Source organism: Nocardia fusca NBRC 14340 (assembly GCF_001618425.1).
GTDB classification, from domain to species: Bacteria; Actinomycetota; Actinomycetes; order Mycobacteriales; family Mycobacteriaceae; genus Nocardia; species Nocardia fusca.
The window spans coordinates 1-16114 of record NZ_BDCU01000061.1 but is presented as its reverse complement, the minus strand read 5'-3'; the positions used below and the strand labels follow the sequence as shown (position 1 = coordinate 16114).

The following is a 16114-nucleotide window of genomic DNA, read 5'->3' as shown; positions in this document are numbered from 1 at the left end:
CCATCTGGTGACTTTTAAGTCATTCGATCGGTGAGGCAACTTCTAAAGCTTAGCTCATCCGTTTTCCCGATTGCAAATCGGCATCCCGGTCGAGCCAGTGTGATCGCCAGGCGCTCCTCGTCCTACCTCGTTTCCCTGGTCCCTCCGGCTCGGCGTTTCCGCCTCGCTCCGGGCCCCGGGTCGGTGTCCGTGTCGCTCTGACTTGGATAAAGTTACGTGGCATCTAATTCAATGTCAAATCGCCTGGTCAAAGCGACTTTTCAGCGACTGCTTCCGAGACCGTTTCCGAACCCGGGCCGCGGAGAACGGTCAGGTCCCCACTCCCACCCGTTCCACGCCGGCTCCCAGCGCCTGCAGTTTCTCCACGAAGTTCGGATATCCGCGGTCGATGTGGAAAACATCGTGCACTTCGGTCACCCCGTCGGCGACGAGGCCCGCGAGCACCAGCCCGGCGCCGGCGCGGATATCGGAGGACCACACCGGTGCGCTGGAGAGTCGGGGAATACCGCGGACCACCGCGTGATGCCCGTCGGTCCGGGCATCGGCGCCGAGCCGGATCATCTCCTCCACGAACCGGAAGCGCGCTTCGAAGACGTTCTCGGTGATCATCGAGGTGCCGTCCGCGATCGCCGCCAGGCCGATGGCCATCGGCTGCAGGTCCGTGGGGAAGCCGGGGAACGGCAGGGTGGAGAAGTTGACCGCGCGCGGGCGATCGGGCTGGACGACCCGGAAACCCTCCGGTTCGAACGAGATCCGCGCGCCGGCCGACCGCAGTTTGTCCAGGACCAGCGCCAGATGCTGGGGATTGACCCCGGTCACCCGCACATCGCCCATCGTCATGGCGGCGGCGATACCCCAGGTGGCCGCGACGATCCGGTCGCCGATCACCCGATGCGTGATCGGCGACAGCCGTTTCACGCCGTGGATGGTGAGCACCGAGGTACCCGCACCGCGGATGCGCGCACCCATCTGGGTGAGCATGGTGCACAGGTCGACGATGTCGGGTTCGCGCGCGGCGTTGTCGATCACCGTCTCCCCCTGCGCCAGCACCGCGGCCATGAGGATGTTCTCGGTGGCACCGACCGACGGGAAGTCCAGCCGGATACGCGCGCCCTGCAGCTCGTCGGCCCGGGCGACCACGCATCCGTGCTCGATTTCGCTGGTCGCGCCGAGCAACCGCAACCCGGCCTGGTGCATATCGAGAGGCCGAGAACCGATGGCGTCACCACCGGGCAGCGCCACCACCGCACGTTTACAGCGGGCCATCAACGGGCCGAGGACACAGACCGAGGCACGGAACTGGGTCACCGCCGGGAAATCCGCGTGGTACTTGGGTTCGGCCGGGGTGTCGATCGTCACCACATCACCGGAGATCTCGACGTCGCATCCGAGACCGCGCAGGACCTCGGCCATCAGGGGCACATCGAGGATGTCCGGACAGTTCGTGATGGTGGTCTTGCCTTCGGTGAGCAGAGCAGCGGCCATCAGTTTCAGGACGCTGTTCTTGGCGCCTCCTACCGAGACCTCACCGACCAGCCGGTTGCCGCCAGTTACCAAAAACCGTTCCATGCCGCCTCTCCGAGTATTCGGCGCACCAGTGAGTGCAAGGATAGAGCGCCCGCGATCGCATCGCGCTGCCGGTCGAGACAACGCCGAGCCCTCGCGCGCGGCGGCTCGGCCACCCGATCGCCAGGAGCAGTTTCCACCGCCCGGACGGAATTCGTCAGCTTTCGGGCGCGGGACCCATGCCCGGTCCGTCCGGAGCCGCCGCTCCGGTCTCGTCCTTGCGGCCGCCGCCGGGCTGCCAGAGCACATCACCGTCGGGATTGGTGTAGCGACTGAGGATGAACAGCAGATCCGACAGCCGGTTGAGATATTTGGCCGGCAGCACGCTGGTGTCGCCGGGATGCGCTTCCACGGCCGCCCAGGCCGAGCGTTCGGCGCGCCGGACGACCGTGCGCGCGGTGTGCAGCAGCGCGGCGAGCGGGGTCCCGCCGGGCAGGATGAACGAATCGAGCGGAGCCAGCTCGGCATTGAACCGGTCACACCACTGTTCCAGGCGCTCGATATAGGTCGCGGTGATGCGCAGCGGCGGATACTTCGGGTTCTCCACCACCGGGGTGGACAGATCCGCGCCCGCGTCGAAGAGATCGTTCTGGACCCCGCGCAGGACCGCTGTGAGTTCCGGGTCCGGGCCGCCGACGGCGATCGCGACCCCGAGGGCGGCATTGGCCTCGTCGCAGTCCGCGTAGGCGATCAGCCGCGGATCGGTTTTCGGCACCCGGGAGAAATCACTGAGACCGGTGGTCCCGTCGTCGCCGGTGCGGGTGTAGATCCGCGTCAGGTGCACGCTCACAGGACCACCCTAACGTCCGTCCGGCCCGCCAGGGGTTGCGGCGGATGCGCATTTGCGCCGTACTGCCCGCCCGAGAAGGCCCGTGCGAAGAGCGGGCCGCCCGGGCTCAGTGCCCGCGCAGCCGGCGGGCCCGCTCCGAGGGCCGGGACTCGACCCAGGACAGGAACGCCGTCAGCGCGGCACGGTCCAGCGCCAGCTCGTAATCGCCGTGGCGATCGGACACCCCGATCACCGCGATCCCGTCGGTCATGATGTCGTACTCGTCACCCTGCGGACCGCGGCGTTCGCCGATCTCGATACCGCGCCGGCGGATCACCGAATCGGCGCCGAGCTTGAGGCTGGTGAGTTTGAAGAAAACGAGGTGATCCTCGTCGTAGCGGATGACGCCGTGGCGCCAGCGTTCCCCACCGCGAGCCGGGAGTACGCGCAGGATGGCCGCGGTGCCGCCGCGCCGCAACATGACCAGGCGATATGTAGAAACCAGAGCCAATGCGACCAGCACGAGCACCAGAATGATCAGAAGCACCATCCCGGTCTGCAATGCTGCACATCCCTTCGCTCATCCGAGGCGATCGCCGGATCGGGACCGGCAGATGCACCCGCGGCCATTCAACCACGAACCAGTTTACAAACGGCACGGGGATGTCTCGGATAATGCGACGGCATCGATCCCGGAGGCGCCCGCGGGCAACGCCGGAGTGAACCGGGGCACCGACGAAACGGCTCCGGCCGGCGACGAGGGTTCGTCGCCGGCCGGAGCCGAGATCATTCTGTTGTGCGCCCGTGGGAGATCAGGATGCCGCGCCGGCCTGTTCCACCGCGCGGACCCGGGCCTGTGCGGCCAGCTGGGCCTCCGCGGACGCCGATCCGTCGGACAGCACCTGACGTGCGGCCGCGACATCGACCTCGGTGGAGAACTCGGCGGACTCCGCCAAGATCCGCACCGTATCGCCGGTGACCGAGAAGAAGCCGCCGTGTACCGCGGCCACGATCCGGGTGCCGTCGGTATCGACGATGGTCACCGTGCCGCCCTCGACCAGTTGGCCGAGCAGCGGCTCGTGCCCGGGCATGATGCCGATCTGTCCCTCGGTGGTCTGGGCGCTGACGAAACTCGCCCGGCCCGACCAGAGCCGCCGCTCGACCGCGACGAGATCCACTGACATATCCGCCATGAAGGACTACTTTCCGGCGATCTTCTTCGCGGCCGCCTCGACATCGTCGAGACCACCGCAGCTGTTGAACGCCTGCTCCGGGAAGTGGTCGAATTCGCCCTTGCAGACCCGGTCGAAGTCGTCGATGGTCTGCTCCAGCGGAACGACCGAACCCGGCTGGCCGGTGAACTTCTCGGCCACGATGAAGTTCTGGCCGAGGAACTTCTCCAGACGCCGGGCACGGCCGACGAGGACCTTGTCCTCTTCGGAAAGCTCGTCCATACCGAGGATGGCGATGATGTCCTGCAGTTCCTTGTACTTCTGCAGGATCCGCTTCACCTCGTTGGCCACAGCGAAGTGCCGGTCGCCGACGATCGAGGCCTCGAGGATACGAGAAGTCGAGGTCAGCGGGTCGACGGCGGGGTAGATACCCTTCTGCGAAATCGGGCGGGAGAGCTCGGTCGTCGCGTCCAGGTGGGCGAAGGTGGTCGCCGGGGCCGGGTCGGTGTAGTCGTCGGCGGGCACGTAGATGGCCTGCAGCGAGGTGATCGACCGGCCGCGGGTCGAGGTGATCCGCTCCTGCAGTTCACCCATCTCGTCGGCCAGGGTCGGCTGGTAACCGACGGCCGAGGGCATCCGGCCCAGCAGGGTCGAAACCTCGGAACCGGCCTGGGTGAACCGGAAGATGTTGTCGATGAACAGCAGCACGTCCTGGTGCTTCACATCGCGGAAGTACTCCGCCATGGTCAGCGCCGACAGGGCGACGCGCATACGGGTGCCCGGCGGCTCGTCCATCTGGCCGAAGACGAGGGCCGTGTCCTGGAGGACGCCCATCTCTTCCATTTCCAGGTGCAGGTCGGTGCCCTCACGGGTGCGCTCACCGACGCCGGCGAACACCGAGGTACCGGAGAACTCCCGCGCGATACGGGTGATCATCTCCTGGATCAGAACGGTCTTGCCGACACCGGCACCACCGAACAGACCGATCTTGCCGCCCTTCACGTACGGGGTCAGCAGGTCGAGCACCTTGACGCCGGTCTCGAGGATTTCGGTCTTGCCCTCGAGCTGGTCGAAGCTCGGCGGCTTGCGGTGGATACCCCACTGCTCGCCGTCGCGGCCCAGGCCGGGGCTGTCGAGGCAGTCGCCGAGGGCGTTGAACACGTGGCCCTTGACGACATCGCCGACGGGAACCGAGATCGGCTTGCCGGAGTCACGAACCTCGGCGCCGCGGACCAGTCCGTCGGTGGGCTGCATCGAGATGGTGCGCACGATGTTGTCACCGAGGTGCTGGGCGACCTCGAGGGTCAACGTCTTGGCCACCGACTTCAGGGTGATCTCGGCGGCGAGGGCGTTGAACAGTTCTGGGATGGAGCCCCGCGGGAATTCGACGTCCACGACGGGGCCGATGACGCGGACCACGCGGCCACTGGCAGCGCCGGTCCGGCTCGAGTCTTCTCGAGTAACAGCTGCGGTCATTTCTAGGTTCTCTTCCTGCGTCTCAGTCGCGTTCCGAGCTCGCCGCCAGGGCATTCACGCCGCCGACGATTTCGCTGATTTCCTGCGTGATGTTGGCCTGCCGCAACGAGTTGGCCTGGCGAGACAGGGAACTCGCCAATTCGTTGGCGTTATCGGTGGCCGCCTTCATTGCGGTGCGCCGAGCGGCGTGCTCGGATGCCGCTGCGTCGAGCAACGACGCGTAGATCCGCGTGTTGATGTACTTGGGCAGCAGCGCCGCCAGCAGCACATCGGCGTCGGGCTCGAATTCGTACTGCGCGCTCACCTCGGCCGTGGGCGAATCGGACAGCATGTCCTTGCCCAGATCGAAGTTCTCGTCGACGAAGGAGATCTGGATCGGCGCCATCCGGCGCACCTCCGGCGTCTGCGACAGCATGCTCACGAACCGGGTGTAGACGATATGGAGCTCGTCCACGCCCGCGATCGAACCGGTACCGTCCGGTGCCGGGACCTCGCCCGCGGACCCGGCCATGAAGCTGTCCACCAGGTGGTTGCAGGCCGCGGAGGCATCCGGATAGGTCGGCTGCTGCGAGAACCCGGTCCACGAGGCCACCGGCCGACGATCGCGGAAGGTGTAGTACGTCAGGCCCTTGTTGCCCATGACGTAGAGCACGGGTTCCTTGCCCTCGTCGCGCAGGGTGGTCATCAACTCCTCGGCGCGTTTGAGCACATTGGAGTTGTAGCCACCGCACTGGCCGCTGTCGCTGGTGATCACCAGCACCGCGGCACGCTTCGGATCGCGGCGTTCGGTGAGCAGCGGGTGCGACAGATTCTTCGACGCACTCGCCAGCTCCGCGACCACCTTGGTGATCTCCTCGGAGTACGGCTTGGCGGCCGCGACCCGAGCCTGGGCCTTGGTGATCCGCGAGGTAGCGATCAGTTCCTGGGCCTTGGTGATCTTCTTGATCGAGTTGATACCACGAATACGGGAGCGCAGCTCGCGCAAGGTAGCCATCGGTTCACACTCCCCTCATTCGCGGCGTGACAGGAAAAAAGCGCATGGTTCGCCCGGTCTACTTCTCGACGTGCTTGCGGGTGACCGACAGCGACTCGACCTCTTCGTGGGCCAGTTCGCCGGCATCGGCTTCGTTCACCACGCGGCTGCCGTCGGAGGCCAGGAAGCCCTGCTTGAACTTGTCGGTGGCGGTCTTGATCTGTTCGGCGGCCTCGTCCTGGAGCACCTTGCCACCGGCGATGCTCGCGAAGGCATCGGCGGCATTGGCGTGCAGGTCCTCGAGCAGCTCCACATTGAACCGGCGGATATCGGCCACCGGCACCGAGTCGTAGTAGCCGGCGTCGACCAGGTAGATCGAGACGATCTGGTCCTCGACCGCGATCGGCGAGTACTGGTCCTGCTTGAGCAGCTCGACCCAGCGGGCGCCACGCTCGAGCTGGGCCAGCGAGGCGGCGTCCAGATCGGAGGCGAAGGCGGAGAACGCCTCCAGCTCGCGGTACTGGGCCATTTCCAGACGCAGTGAACCGGCGACCTTCTTCATACCCTTGGTCTGGGCGGCGCCACCGACACGGGAAACCGAGGTACCGACGTTGATCGCCGGCCGGACGCCCTTGTTGAACAGGTCGGACTCCAGGAAGACCTGACCGTCGGTGATGGAGATGACGTTGGTCGGGATGAAGGCCGAGATGTCGTTGGCCTTGGTCTCGATGATCGGCAGACCGGTCATCGAACCGCCGCCCATCTCGTCGGAGAGCTTGGCGCAACGTTCCAGCAGACGCGAGTGCAGGTAGAAGACGTCGCCCGGGTAGGCCTCGCGGCCCGGCGGACGGCGCAGCAGCAGCGAGATGGCGCGGTAGGCCTCGGCCTGCTTGGTCAGATCGTCGAACACGATCAGGACGTGCTTGCCCTGGTACATCCAGTGCTGGCCGAGGGCCGAACCGGTGTAGGGGGCCAGCCACTTGAAGCCGGCGGAATCGGAGGCCGGGGCGGCGACAATGGTGGTGTACTCCAGCGCACCGTGCTCCTCGAGGGCGGATTTGACGCCCGCGATGGTGGAGCCCTTCTGGCCGATCGCCACGTAGATGCAGCGCACCTGCTTGGCCGGATCACCCGACTCCCAGTTGGCCTTCTGGTTCAGGATCGTGTCGATGCAGACCGCGGTCTTACCGGTCTTGCGGTCGCCGATGACCAGCTGACGCTGACCCCGGCCGATCGCGGTAAGCGCATCGATGGCCGTGATGCCGGTCGCCATCGGCTCCTCGACCGGCTGCCGCTCCAGTACGGTCGCGGCCTGCAGTTCCAGGACGCGGCGGTCGTCGGATTCGATCTCGCCCAGACCGTCGATCGGCTGGCCGAGCGGGTTCACGACGCGGCCGAGGAAGTTGTCGCCGACCGGGACCGAGAGCACATCGCCGGTGCGCCGCACCTGCTGGCCCTCCTCGATCTCGGCGAACTCGCCGAGGATGACGGCACCGATTTCACGGTCCTCGAGGTTCAGTGCGACACCGAGCACACCGCCCGGGAATTCGAGCAGCTCGTTGGCCATGGCCGAAGGCAGGCCGCTCACGTGCGCAATGCCGTCACTGGTATCGGTGACGACACCGACTTCCTCGATGGAGGTTTCCGGGGTGTAGCTCTGGGTGTAGCTTTCGATCGCGCTACGGATCTCGTCGGAGGAGATCGTCAGCTCCGCCATGTTCTTCCTGCTCTCGGTCTCTGGTCTGGAATGTCGGGGGTGTTGAGCGGGTCGCGCCGGGCCGTGCCCGGCGCCCCGCCGCTAGGTCAGCGAGCGGCGCAACCGGTCCAGTCGGCCGATCGCGCTGCCGTCGATCACATCGTCGCCGATGCGCACGACGAGCCCGCTCAACAGTTCGGGATCGACCTCGACATGCACGGTGACAGCCTTGTTGTAGATACGCGCCAGGGCGCCGCCCAGCCGTTCACGCTGGGAGTCGGTCAGCTCGATCGCCGACCGGACGTGCGCGACGATCTGTTCGCGCCGGGCCGCGGCCAGGTCGGACAGTTCGTCGAAGGCCACACCGATCCCGGCACGCTGCCGGGTCACCACCTGTTCGGCGAGAGCCCGGGTGATGGTCTCGGACTTACCGGACAGCAGCCGCTCGAGCAGTTCCCGTTTGGCCGCCGCCGAGGCGGCGCGGTCGGACAGGGCCTGTTCCAGCTCCGGGTTGTCGGCGATGATCCGGCCGAAGCGGAACAGTTCGTCCTCGACGGCGGTCAGCCGGCCCTCTTCGGAGGCCGATTCCAGGTATGCCAGCTGACCGAGCAGCACCAGGGTGTCGACCAGGTCCCGGGCACGCGACCAGTCCTGGGCGACCGCAGTGGTCAGCACCGCCTGAGTGGCAGCGCTGACCCGGCTCCCGAAGATCCGCTCGCTCAGTTCGGCGCGGGCCGAACCGGGCACCGATACGTCCGCGAGCGCCACACGCAGCGGACGCTGGTCGTCCAGTACGTCGACAACGGCGAACAGTTCGGACCCCGTCGTGGCCGCAACACCGTTGCTTCCGGTCAGTGCGGCCCGAAGCGCCTCCTTGGACCGGGAGCTGGCCTCACGGCTCGCTGCGTACATGGTTCTCACTCCTCCGTCGTTACCTTCCGACCCCGATACCGGCGTCCGAACGGTCGATCTCGTCGAGGAATCGCTCGATCGTCGCGGCCTGTTTGGCCTCGTCCGATACCGACTGCCCGATGATCTTCTCGGCCAGGTCCACCGCGGTGCGGCCGACCTCGGCCCGCAACTCGGTCAGGATCTGCTGGCGCTGGGCTTCCAGCTGGGTGTGCCCGGCCGCGACGATACGGTCGCTCTCGGCCTGGGCGTCGGCCTTCATCTGGGCGAGAATCTGCTGGCCCTGGGTGCGGGCGTCTTCGCGGATCTTCGCGGCTTCCAGACGGGCGTCGGCCAGCTGCTTCTGGTACTGCTGCAGCGTCTCCTGGGCTTCGGCCTGCGCGGCCTCGGCCCGATCGATGCCACCCTCGATCTTGTCGGCGCGCTCGTCCAGCACCTTCATCAGGCGTGGGACCGCGTACTTGTAGACCACGAAGGCGATAATCGCCACGCAGACCGCCGACCAGACGATGTCGTACGTCGCGGGGATGAGAGGATTCACATCCTCTCCCTCTTCCGCTGCGAGCAGAATGAACTCGTTCATCGGAATCAGAAGATGAAGCCGGCGACGAGACCGATCAGCGCCAGGGCTTCGGTGAACGCGATGCCGAGGAACATGTTGGTCCGGATGGTGCCGGAGAGCTCGGGCTGACGGGCAATGCCCTCGATCGCCTTACCGACGACGATACCGACGCCGATGCCCGGGCCGATGGCGGCCAGGCCGTAGCCGACAGCGCCGAGGCCCTTCAGCGTGGATTCGTTGGTGGCAGCTTCCTGGGCCAGGTACGAGAGGCTCATGAGTCTTCCATTCCCTTTCTGTTGCTCACCCGCCGGACGGCGTGGTGCAGCAGGTCCTTATCGGTTGTTCCGGTCGTCGGTCAGTGCTCGTCGGCGTGCTGGGCAAGGCTGATGTACACGGCGGTCAGCAACGCGAACACATAGGCCTGCAGGAAAATGACCAGCAGTTCGAACAGCGTGAATGCGAGCCCGCCCAGCAGCGAGAAGGGCGAGAACACCTTCATCCAGGCGTCCGCGTCGAAGAGGAAGAACTGGGTCGCGCTGAAGAACAGCACCAACATGATGTGACCGGCGAGCATATTGGCCATGAGACGGACGGTCAGCGTGAAGGGGCGCAGCACGAAGGTCGAGATGAACTCGATCGGAATGAGCAGGACATGCATGGCCGGCGGAACATTCGGAACGACGATGCTGCTGCGCATATAGGTGAAGAAGCCGTACTTCTTGATGCCCACGTAGTTGAACGCGATATACGCGACCACTGCCAGTACCAGCGGCATGCCGATACGCGCGTTCGACGAGATGTTCAGACCGGGGATCACACCCGAGAAGTTCAGGAACAGGACGGTGAAGAAGATCGTCGCGATCAGCGGGAAGAACTTACGGCCGCTTTCCTTGCCGAGGATCTCGTCGCAGATCTGCTCCTTGACGAAGACCAAGCCCATTTCACCGATGTTCTGCAGCCGTTTCGGCACGATCCGCGGGGCCCGGAACGCCAGGAACAGGAAGGCGATCAGGACAGCGGTCATCAACAGCCGGACCAGCATCAGCCGATCGAGTTCGAAGGGAGTCCCCTCGAACAGCACCGCCGGAGGGAAGAAGTCGGTTAGCGACGGCGCGTGAAACTCCGCGGCCAAGGTAGTGACGCTCAGCGTTCTCTCCCGTGTTCGGGCCGCGGGAAGTTTTCGCTCCCGCGGTTCGATCGGACATTGACGATCAATGTGGGTCGACTGAGGTCGGCTCGAGGTCGTCAGCAGCTGTAGCGGCGATCCGCGCTGGCGTCTGTACGTGTGTCGGCGACATCGTCGACATGCAGAACCGAACCCTTACGAGCGCGGCACGGCAGTAGCATAGCGTTAGCTGGTCGGGCCGGGTCGGCGCCCCTGGCTTAGTCGCTTGCTTACCAATACTTTACCAAGAGAACTACGACAACGTGTAGCGGGGGCGATGTAATCTACGACAAATTGTCGTAGACCCTGGTCAGCCCTGGTCGGAGTCCTCTTGCCCACCCTGCTCGGGGACAGCTACATAGGGGACTTTCTGTCGCAATACACCGTAAGTCTCGGCCCCCAGAACGATGACCAGCGCCCCCACGACGGTCAGGAACAGCGCCACCCGGTCGTAGAACTCGAAGCGTTGCAGAACAGCCACCACGACCAGCGCCACCAGCAGCTTTCCGACCCAGCTGACCAGCATGATCAGCCCGGCGGTGGAGGGCGGAAGTTTCGCGCCGAGCAGCACGACCACCGCCGTGGTCAGGATGAAGCCCCCACCGATCGCGGCGCCCAGTAGCGCACCCCAGAGTCCGGCGGCTCCGGCCAGCGCTGTCGCGATCGCCGCCGCCAGCACCGTCAAAACGACCAGACCGATCAGTCCGTAGCGCAACGCCGCGCGGAGCGGGGCATCGGCGCTGTCGGGGGTGCTGGGGCTGGCAGGACTCGTCGACACGGCCCGAACTCTACCCGGAGTCGGAAACCGAGCCCGCCGCGTCCCGGCGCGCCTGCCGCCGCCACAACCCCGGAACAGCGGTCACGACCAGCGCGAACAAGAGGCCGGCGGCCATCATCAGCACCACCACCCGGCGGTCCATCACCGAGGTACCGACCGCGCCGAACGCGAGGATCCCGACCCACAGGTAGATCACCAGCACCACCCGGCGCTGCGAATGCCCGATCTGTAGCAGCCGGTGGTGCAGATGCATCTTGTCGGGCGTGGAGAAACTGACCCCGGCCCGCACCCGGCGCACGATCGCCAGCAGCAGATCCAGCACCGGAATGAACATCACCGCGCCCACCAGCAGCAGCGGCGAGAGCAGGCCGACGATATCGCGCGGCCCGTAACCCTGCAGCGGGATCCGGCCGGACGCACTGGTCGACACCGCGGCCAGCACCAATCCGATCAGCATGGATCCCGAATCACCCATGAAGATCCGGGCCGGCGAGAAATTGTGCGGCAAGAACCCGAGGCAGGCCCCGGCCATGGCGGCGGCCAGCAACGCGGGCGGATAGCTGTCCACCGAACCCCCCTGTTCGGTGAGCAGGCCGACCGCGAAAGCGAACACCGCGAACGAAGCGATCAAGCCCAGGCCGGCGGCCAGCCCGTCCAGGCCGTCGACGAAGTTCATGGCGTTGATCAGGGTCACCGCCACCGCGACGGTGACCAGGCCGCCCTGCAATCCGTCGAGGACGACGGTGCTGTTGTTGAACGGGTCGTAGATCAGATACCAGCCCAGGCCCATCACCGCCATCACCCCGGCGGCAGTGACCTGACCGGCGAATTTGGTGAGCGCGTCCAAGCCCCACCGATCGTCCACGATCCCGACCCCGACGATGATCGTCGCCGCGACCAGCACGGCGGCGATATCGGGCCGGTAATCGAAGCCGCGGCGCAGCGCCGGCAACTGATGAGCGAACAAAACGGCCGCCACCACGCCGATGTACATACCCACCCCGCCCATGCGCGGGATCGGCTTCACGTGCACATCGCGGTCACGCGGAATGGCCACCGCGCCGAACCCGATCGCCAGCGTCCGGATCCCGCCGGTGGCCAGAAAGGTCACCACCGCCGAGATCAGCAACACCAGCAGGAGCTCGCGTAGCGGGACGACCGCACCGTAACCGGTCATCGCGCCGACCACCGCCCCGCGACCGGGGATACCGCCCGTACCCTCATAGAAACCGCTACATTCACCGGGCGACGGACCCGATCAACGACTCGGCGGTGACTCCCAGCACTTCGGCGACCGCCTCGGTCGACACCGCACCCGCGCGCAGGAGCCGCGGCTGATCAGCGGTGAGATCGACAATGGTGGACGGCTTCGCGTGCTGGGCCGGACCGCCGTCCAGGAATACACCCACCTGGGTGCCGAGCTGCTCCCGCGCCTGCGACACATTCTCGGCCGCGGGCTTACCGGAGATATTGGCACTGGACACCGCCAGCGGACCGACCTCCTGCAACAACTCCAGCGCCACCGGATGCAACGGCATCCGCAGCATCACCGTGCCACGCGCCTCACCGAGATCCCAGGACAGCGAAGGAGCCTGCTGCACAACAATACTCAGCCCCCCGGGCCAGAACGCCCGGATCAGCTCACGCGCCTGCGGTCGCACCGAGAACACCAGTCCGTCGATCGTGTTCCACGAGCCCACCAGCACCGGCACCGGCATATCCCGCCCGCGGCCCTTGGCCGCCAGCAACGACGCGACAGCAGCGGAATCGAACGCGTCGGCAGCCAGGCCGTAAACCGTATCGGTGGGCACTACGACCAACCGCCCCGATCTCAGAGCACTGGTAGCCGCGGCCAGGCCGGCGGCGCGCGAGTCGGGATCGGCGCAGTCGTAGACGGTACTCACGCGCACAATAGTATGGCCCCGCCTTCGGCGGGGCGGGGTTGAGGCCCCCTTGGTCTCGCCGTTTCGGCCTCGAGACTCGAGCCTTCGGCTCCTGCGCTTTCGAGGCCGAAACGGCGAGACGGGCCTCAACCCTTGGAGGTGTCTCGTAAAACTCGACGCATGCGGGTCGCGTCGGCATTTCGATGTCCTGATCGGATGGATGCTGACGCAAGCGCCAGGTGCGACCTCGTGGACGCCCGCGCGCGCACGCCGGCGAGCCTCGCCCCGGACAACCAAGTCCACCGCACAGGAGGTGGTGCTCGGACGGCCGCAAATGGAACCTGTCAGCTCGTGCGCACGGCCGCCACGAACCGTGGTTTTCCGGCCAGGTCCGGATGCTCGACGATCCCGGTGAACCGCCCGTCCGCCGCCAGTAGGCGCGCGAGTTCCCCGCCGTTGCTGTCGTCGTGCTCGATCGCCGCTCCCCCACCGGGCCGGAGCAGCCGGCCGATGAGCGGCACCAGGGGGCGGATCACGTCCAGACCGTCGGGACCCCCGAACAGGGCCCGGTGCGGGTCGTGGTCGGCCACCTCGGGGGACAGTTCGGCACCGTCGGGGATATAGGGCGGGTTGGCGACGACGAGATCCACGTAACCGTCGAGTTCGGTGAGCAGATGCGGGTCGGTCACATCGTCGTGGTGCAGGGTTACGGGGGTATCGCCGTCGGCGGCGCGCTGTTCGGCATTGCGGCGGGCCCAGCTCAACGCGTCGGGATCCAATTCCACCGCGTGCACATCGGCATCGGGCCGGGCGTGGGCCACCGCGAGCGCCAGGGCGCCCGAACCCGTGCACAGGTCCACCACCACCGGTGTGTGATCGTGGCGGACCGCTTCCAGGTGGGCGAGCGCCCAGGCGAAGAGCAACTCGGTCTCCGGTCGGGGCACGAAAACGCCCGAACCCACCGCGAGATCGATCTCTCCCATGAACGAGCGCCCGGTCAGATGCTGCAGCGGCACCCGCTCCGCCCGGCGGGCCACCAGCGCCCGATAGTCGGCGAGCTGCTCCGCCCCGATCAGCGGGTTCAGCAGGAGCCGGGAGCGCTCCACACCCAGCACATGGGCTGCCAGCTGCTCGGCGTCGACACGCGGGCTGGGCACTCCGGCCGCATCGAGAACTTCCGTCGCCTCGGCGAGCACAGGGCGGAGCTGAACGCGGGTCATCGTGACATTCTGGCGGGTCGGCGGGGTCGAGGAGAGGGCGGGTTCGTGAAGGTCGGCCTCGACCCCGCGGCGCCGAAGGCGCCGCAAATAAACACAGCTACTCGGCCATGCGGGCGGCGCGGTCGGCGGTGGCCAGAGCGTCCAGGAGGGCGTCCATTTCGCCGTTGAGGACAGCGTCGAGGTTGTGGGCCTTGTAGCCGATGCGGTGGTCGGCGATGCGGTTCTCCGGGAAGTTGTAGGTGCGGATGCGTTCGGAGCGGTCGACCGTGCGGATCTGCCCGGCCCGGCCCTCCGCGGCTTCCTGTTCGGCCTGTTCTTCGGCCAGGGCCTGCAGGCGGGCGGCCAGGACCTGCATGGCGCGGGCCTTGTTCTGCAACTGCGAGCGTTCGTTCTGGCAGGTGACGACGATCCCGGAGGGCAGGTGGGTGATGCGGACCGCCGAGTCGGTGGTGTTGACGCCCTGGCCGCCCTTGCCGGAGGAGCGGTAGACGTCGATGCGCAGATCGCTTTCGTCGATCTGCACTTCTTCGACTTCGTCGGGCTCGGGGTAGATGAGGACGCCGGCGGCCGAGGTGTGGACACGGCCCTGCGATTCGGTGACCGGCACCCGCTGCACCCGGTGCACGCCGCCTTCGAACTTGAAACGCGACCACACACCGTCGCGGGCGGCATCGCGGCTCTTGATGGACAGTGTCGCTTCTTTGTAGCCGCCGAGGTCGGAGACTGCGGCGTCGAGGATCTCGACTTTCCAACCGCGGCGTTCGGCGTAGCGGACGTACATGCGGGCCAGGTCGGCGGCGAACAACGCCGACTCTTCGCCGCCTTCGCCGGATTTCACCTCCAGCACCACATCGTCACCGTCGTGCGGGTCGCGGGGGGCGAGGAGATCGGCGAGTTGTTTCTCGAGTTCTTCGAGTTGTTCCTCGAGTCCCGGTACCTCGGTGGCGAACGCCGGATCGTCGGCGGCCAGTTCCCGGGCGGCTTCCAGATCGTCACGGGTGGCGGCGAGCTTCCGGTAGGTGGTCATCACCGGGGCCAGCTCGGCGAACCTCTTCCCGACTCGCCGCGCGGCGTCCGGGTCGTTGTGCAGGGACGGGTCGGCCAGCTGGGTTTCCAGTCCGGCGTATTCGGCCAGCACATCGTCGATCGCGGACGGCGCGGTTTTCTCGGCCATGAACGTGGCTCCTACTCGGAAGGCGACGCGGGAAGGGTGGGTACAAAAACGCCAACGCCCGGCCTGCGACTGCAGGACCGGGCGTTGGCGGGAAAGCTAGTTGGCGTCGGCCTTCTTGGCACGCTTGCCGTAGCGGGCCTCGAAGCGGGCCACGCGGCCACCGGTGTCCAGGATCTTCTGCTTGCCGGTGTAGAACGGGTGGCACTGCGAGCAGACCTCGACGGTGATGTGTCCCGATTCCTTGGTGGAGCGGGTCTGGAAGGTATTACCGCAACCGCAGACCACCGTGGTGTCGACGTAGGTCGGGTGAATTCCTGCCTTCATGGGTGTCCTCTCGATATTGGTCGCCGGGTCGCTCGGGCATCTACCTCGAACGTGAACCGGAACCGACTTCAGGCGGGATTGTCTGCGCGATTCGCAGACGCACGGCGGTCCAGTATGCCAGAACCACCGATGCCTGCTGCAACGCCCCCACCCCGGGGTTTGTTCCGCGCACCCCCGTTGCTCACGTACCGAGCCTTGCCCGGATTCGGTTGGCAAGAGGTCGCCGGAACGTCGATGGACCAGCAGTACGCCGAACCGGCCGTCGCTCGCACACTCCACTCGGCGATCGGGACGTCCGGCACCTGAACGCAGCGTCGCCCACCAGCAGGCGGCCCGGCCTCATTCGATTGCCGCACGGGCCGGAGCAGCCATGCCAGGGACGGACGGCCGCCGCGCGCCCACCCCGGAAACGACCTGCGGGTCGACCTTCGGAGAAGGCCGACCCGC

17 protein-coding genes are annotated in these 16114 nt (G+C 66.6%); all 17 read right to left on the bottom strand.

Features of this window, described 5'->3' with window-relative positions:
- Positions 1–309: 309 nt before the first annotated feature.
- Complete coding sequence (gene murA, locus NF4_RS33520) at positions 310–1569, bottom strand: UDP-N-acetylglucosamine 1-carboxyvinyltransferase (protein WP_063131418.1); 1260 nt, start codon at positions 1567–1569, stop codon at positions 310–312.
- A gap of 154 nt (positions 1570–1723) precedes the next feature.
- Positions 1724–2356 carry a cob(I)yrinic acid a,c-diamide adenosyltransferase gene (locus NF4_RS33515; RefSeq protein WP_063131417.1) on the bottom strand — a complete coding sequence of 211 codons (633 nt, stop codon included), beginning with the start codon at positions 2354–2356 and terminating at the stop codon, positions 1724–1726.
- A 106-nt stretch (positions 2357–2462) separates the two neighbouring features.
- Positions 2463–2885 carry a DUF2550 domain-containing protein gene (locus NF4_RS33510; RefSeq protein WP_063131416.1) on the bottom strand — a complete coding sequence of 141 codons (423 nt, stop codon included), beginning with the start codon at positions 2883–2885 and terminating at the stop codon, positions 2463–2465.
- A 262-nt stretch (positions 2886–3147) separates the two neighbouring features.
- Positions 3148–3528 carry a F0F1 ATP synthase subunit epsilon gene (locus tag NF4_RS33505; protein WP_063131415.1) on the bottom strand — a complete coding sequence of 127 codons (381 nt, stop codon included), beginning with the start codon at positions 3526–3528 and terminating at the stop codon, positions 3148–3150.
- 6 nt (positions 3529–3534) lie between these two features.
- Positions 3535–4983, bottom strand: a complete 1449-nt coding sequence (gene atpD, locus NF4_RS33500; RefSeq protein WP_063131414.1) for a F0F1 ATP synthase subunit beta — start codon at positions 4981–4983, stop codon at positions 3535–3537.
- Between the two features lie 22 nt (positions 4984–5005).
- Positions 5006–5977 carry a F0F1 ATP synthase subunit gamma gene (locus NF4_RS33495; protein WP_063131413.1) on the bottom strand — a complete coding sequence of 324 codons (972 nt, stop codon included), beginning with the start codon at positions 5975–5977 and terminating at the stop codon, positions 5006–5008.
- A gap of 58 nt (positions 5978–6035) precedes the next feature.
- Positions 6036–7673 (bottom strand): F0F1 ATP synthase subunit alpha, encoded by a 1638-nt coding sequence (gene atpA / locus NF4_RS33490; RefSeq protein WP_063131412.1) that lies wholly within the window; start codon positions 7671–7673, stop codon positions 6036–6038.
- An 81-nt stretch (positions 7674–7754) separates the two neighbouring features.
- A complete protein-coding gene (locus NF4_RS33485; RefSeq protein ID WP_063131411.1) occupies positions 7755–8564 on the bottom strand; it encodes a F0F1 ATP synthase subunit delta in 810 nt (269 codons plus the stop codon).
- Between the two features lie 19 nt (positions 8565–8583).
- A complete protein-coding gene (locus NF4_RS33480) occupies positions 8584–9144 on the bottom strand; it encodes a F0F1 ATP synthase subunit B (protein ID WP_039822843.1) in 561 nt (186 codons plus the stop codon).
- Between the two features lie 5 nt (positions 9145–9149).
- On the bottom strand, positions 9150–9398 hold the full coding sequence (locus tag NF4_RS33475) for an ATP synthase F0 subunit C (RefSeq protein ID WP_030522398.1): 249 nt from the start codon (positions 9396–9398) through the stop codon (positions 9150–9152).
- Between the two features lie 80 nt (positions 9399–9478).
- Positions 9479–10255, bottom strand: a complete 777-nt coding sequence (gene atpB / locus NF4_RS33470; protein WP_157120739.1) for a F0F1 ATP synthase subunit A — start codon at positions 10253–10255, stop codon at positions 9479–9481.
- Positions 10256–10598: 343 nt separating this feature from the next.
- Positions 10599–11066, bottom strand: a complete 468-nt coding sequence (locus NF4_RS33465; protein ID WP_063131410.1) for a Cg1360 family ATP-synthase-associated protein — start codon at positions 11064–11066, stop codon at positions 10599–10601.
- Positions 11067–11076: 10 nt separating this feature from the next.
- Positions 11077–12243, bottom strand: coding sequence for an MraY family glycosyltransferase (locus NF4_RS33460; protein ID WP_063035884.1), 1167 nt, complete (start codon positions 12241–12243; stop codon positions 11077–11079).
- 61 nt (positions 12244–12304) lie between these two features.
- Entirely contained in the window at positions 12305–12970 is a 666-nt protein-coding gene (locus tag NF4_RS33455; protein WP_063131409.1) for an L-threonylcarbamoyladenylate synthase, read from the bottom strand.
- 323 nt (positions 12971–13293) lie between these two features.
- Positions 13294–14169, bottom strand: coding sequence for a peptide chain release factor N(5)-glutamine methyltransferase (gene prmC / locus NF4_RS33450; RefSeq protein WP_063131408.1), 876 nt, complete (start codon positions 14167–14169; stop codon positions 13294–13296).
- A gap of 97 nt (positions 14170–14266) precedes the next feature.
- Positions 14267–15343, bottom strand: a complete 1077-nt coding sequence (prfA, locus tag NF4_RS33445) for a peptide chain release factor 1 (protein ID WP_063131407.1) — start codon at positions 15341–15343, stop codon at positions 14267–14269.
- 96 nt (positions 15344–15439) lie between these two features.
- Positions 15440–15667: a 50S ribosomal protein L31 gene (gene rpmE, locus NF4_RS33440; RefSeq protein ID WP_058854887.1), complete on the bottom strand. Its 228-nt coding sequence runs from the start codon at positions 15665–15667 to the stop codon at positions 15440–15442.
- Positions 15668–16114: the final 447 nt, after the last annotated feature.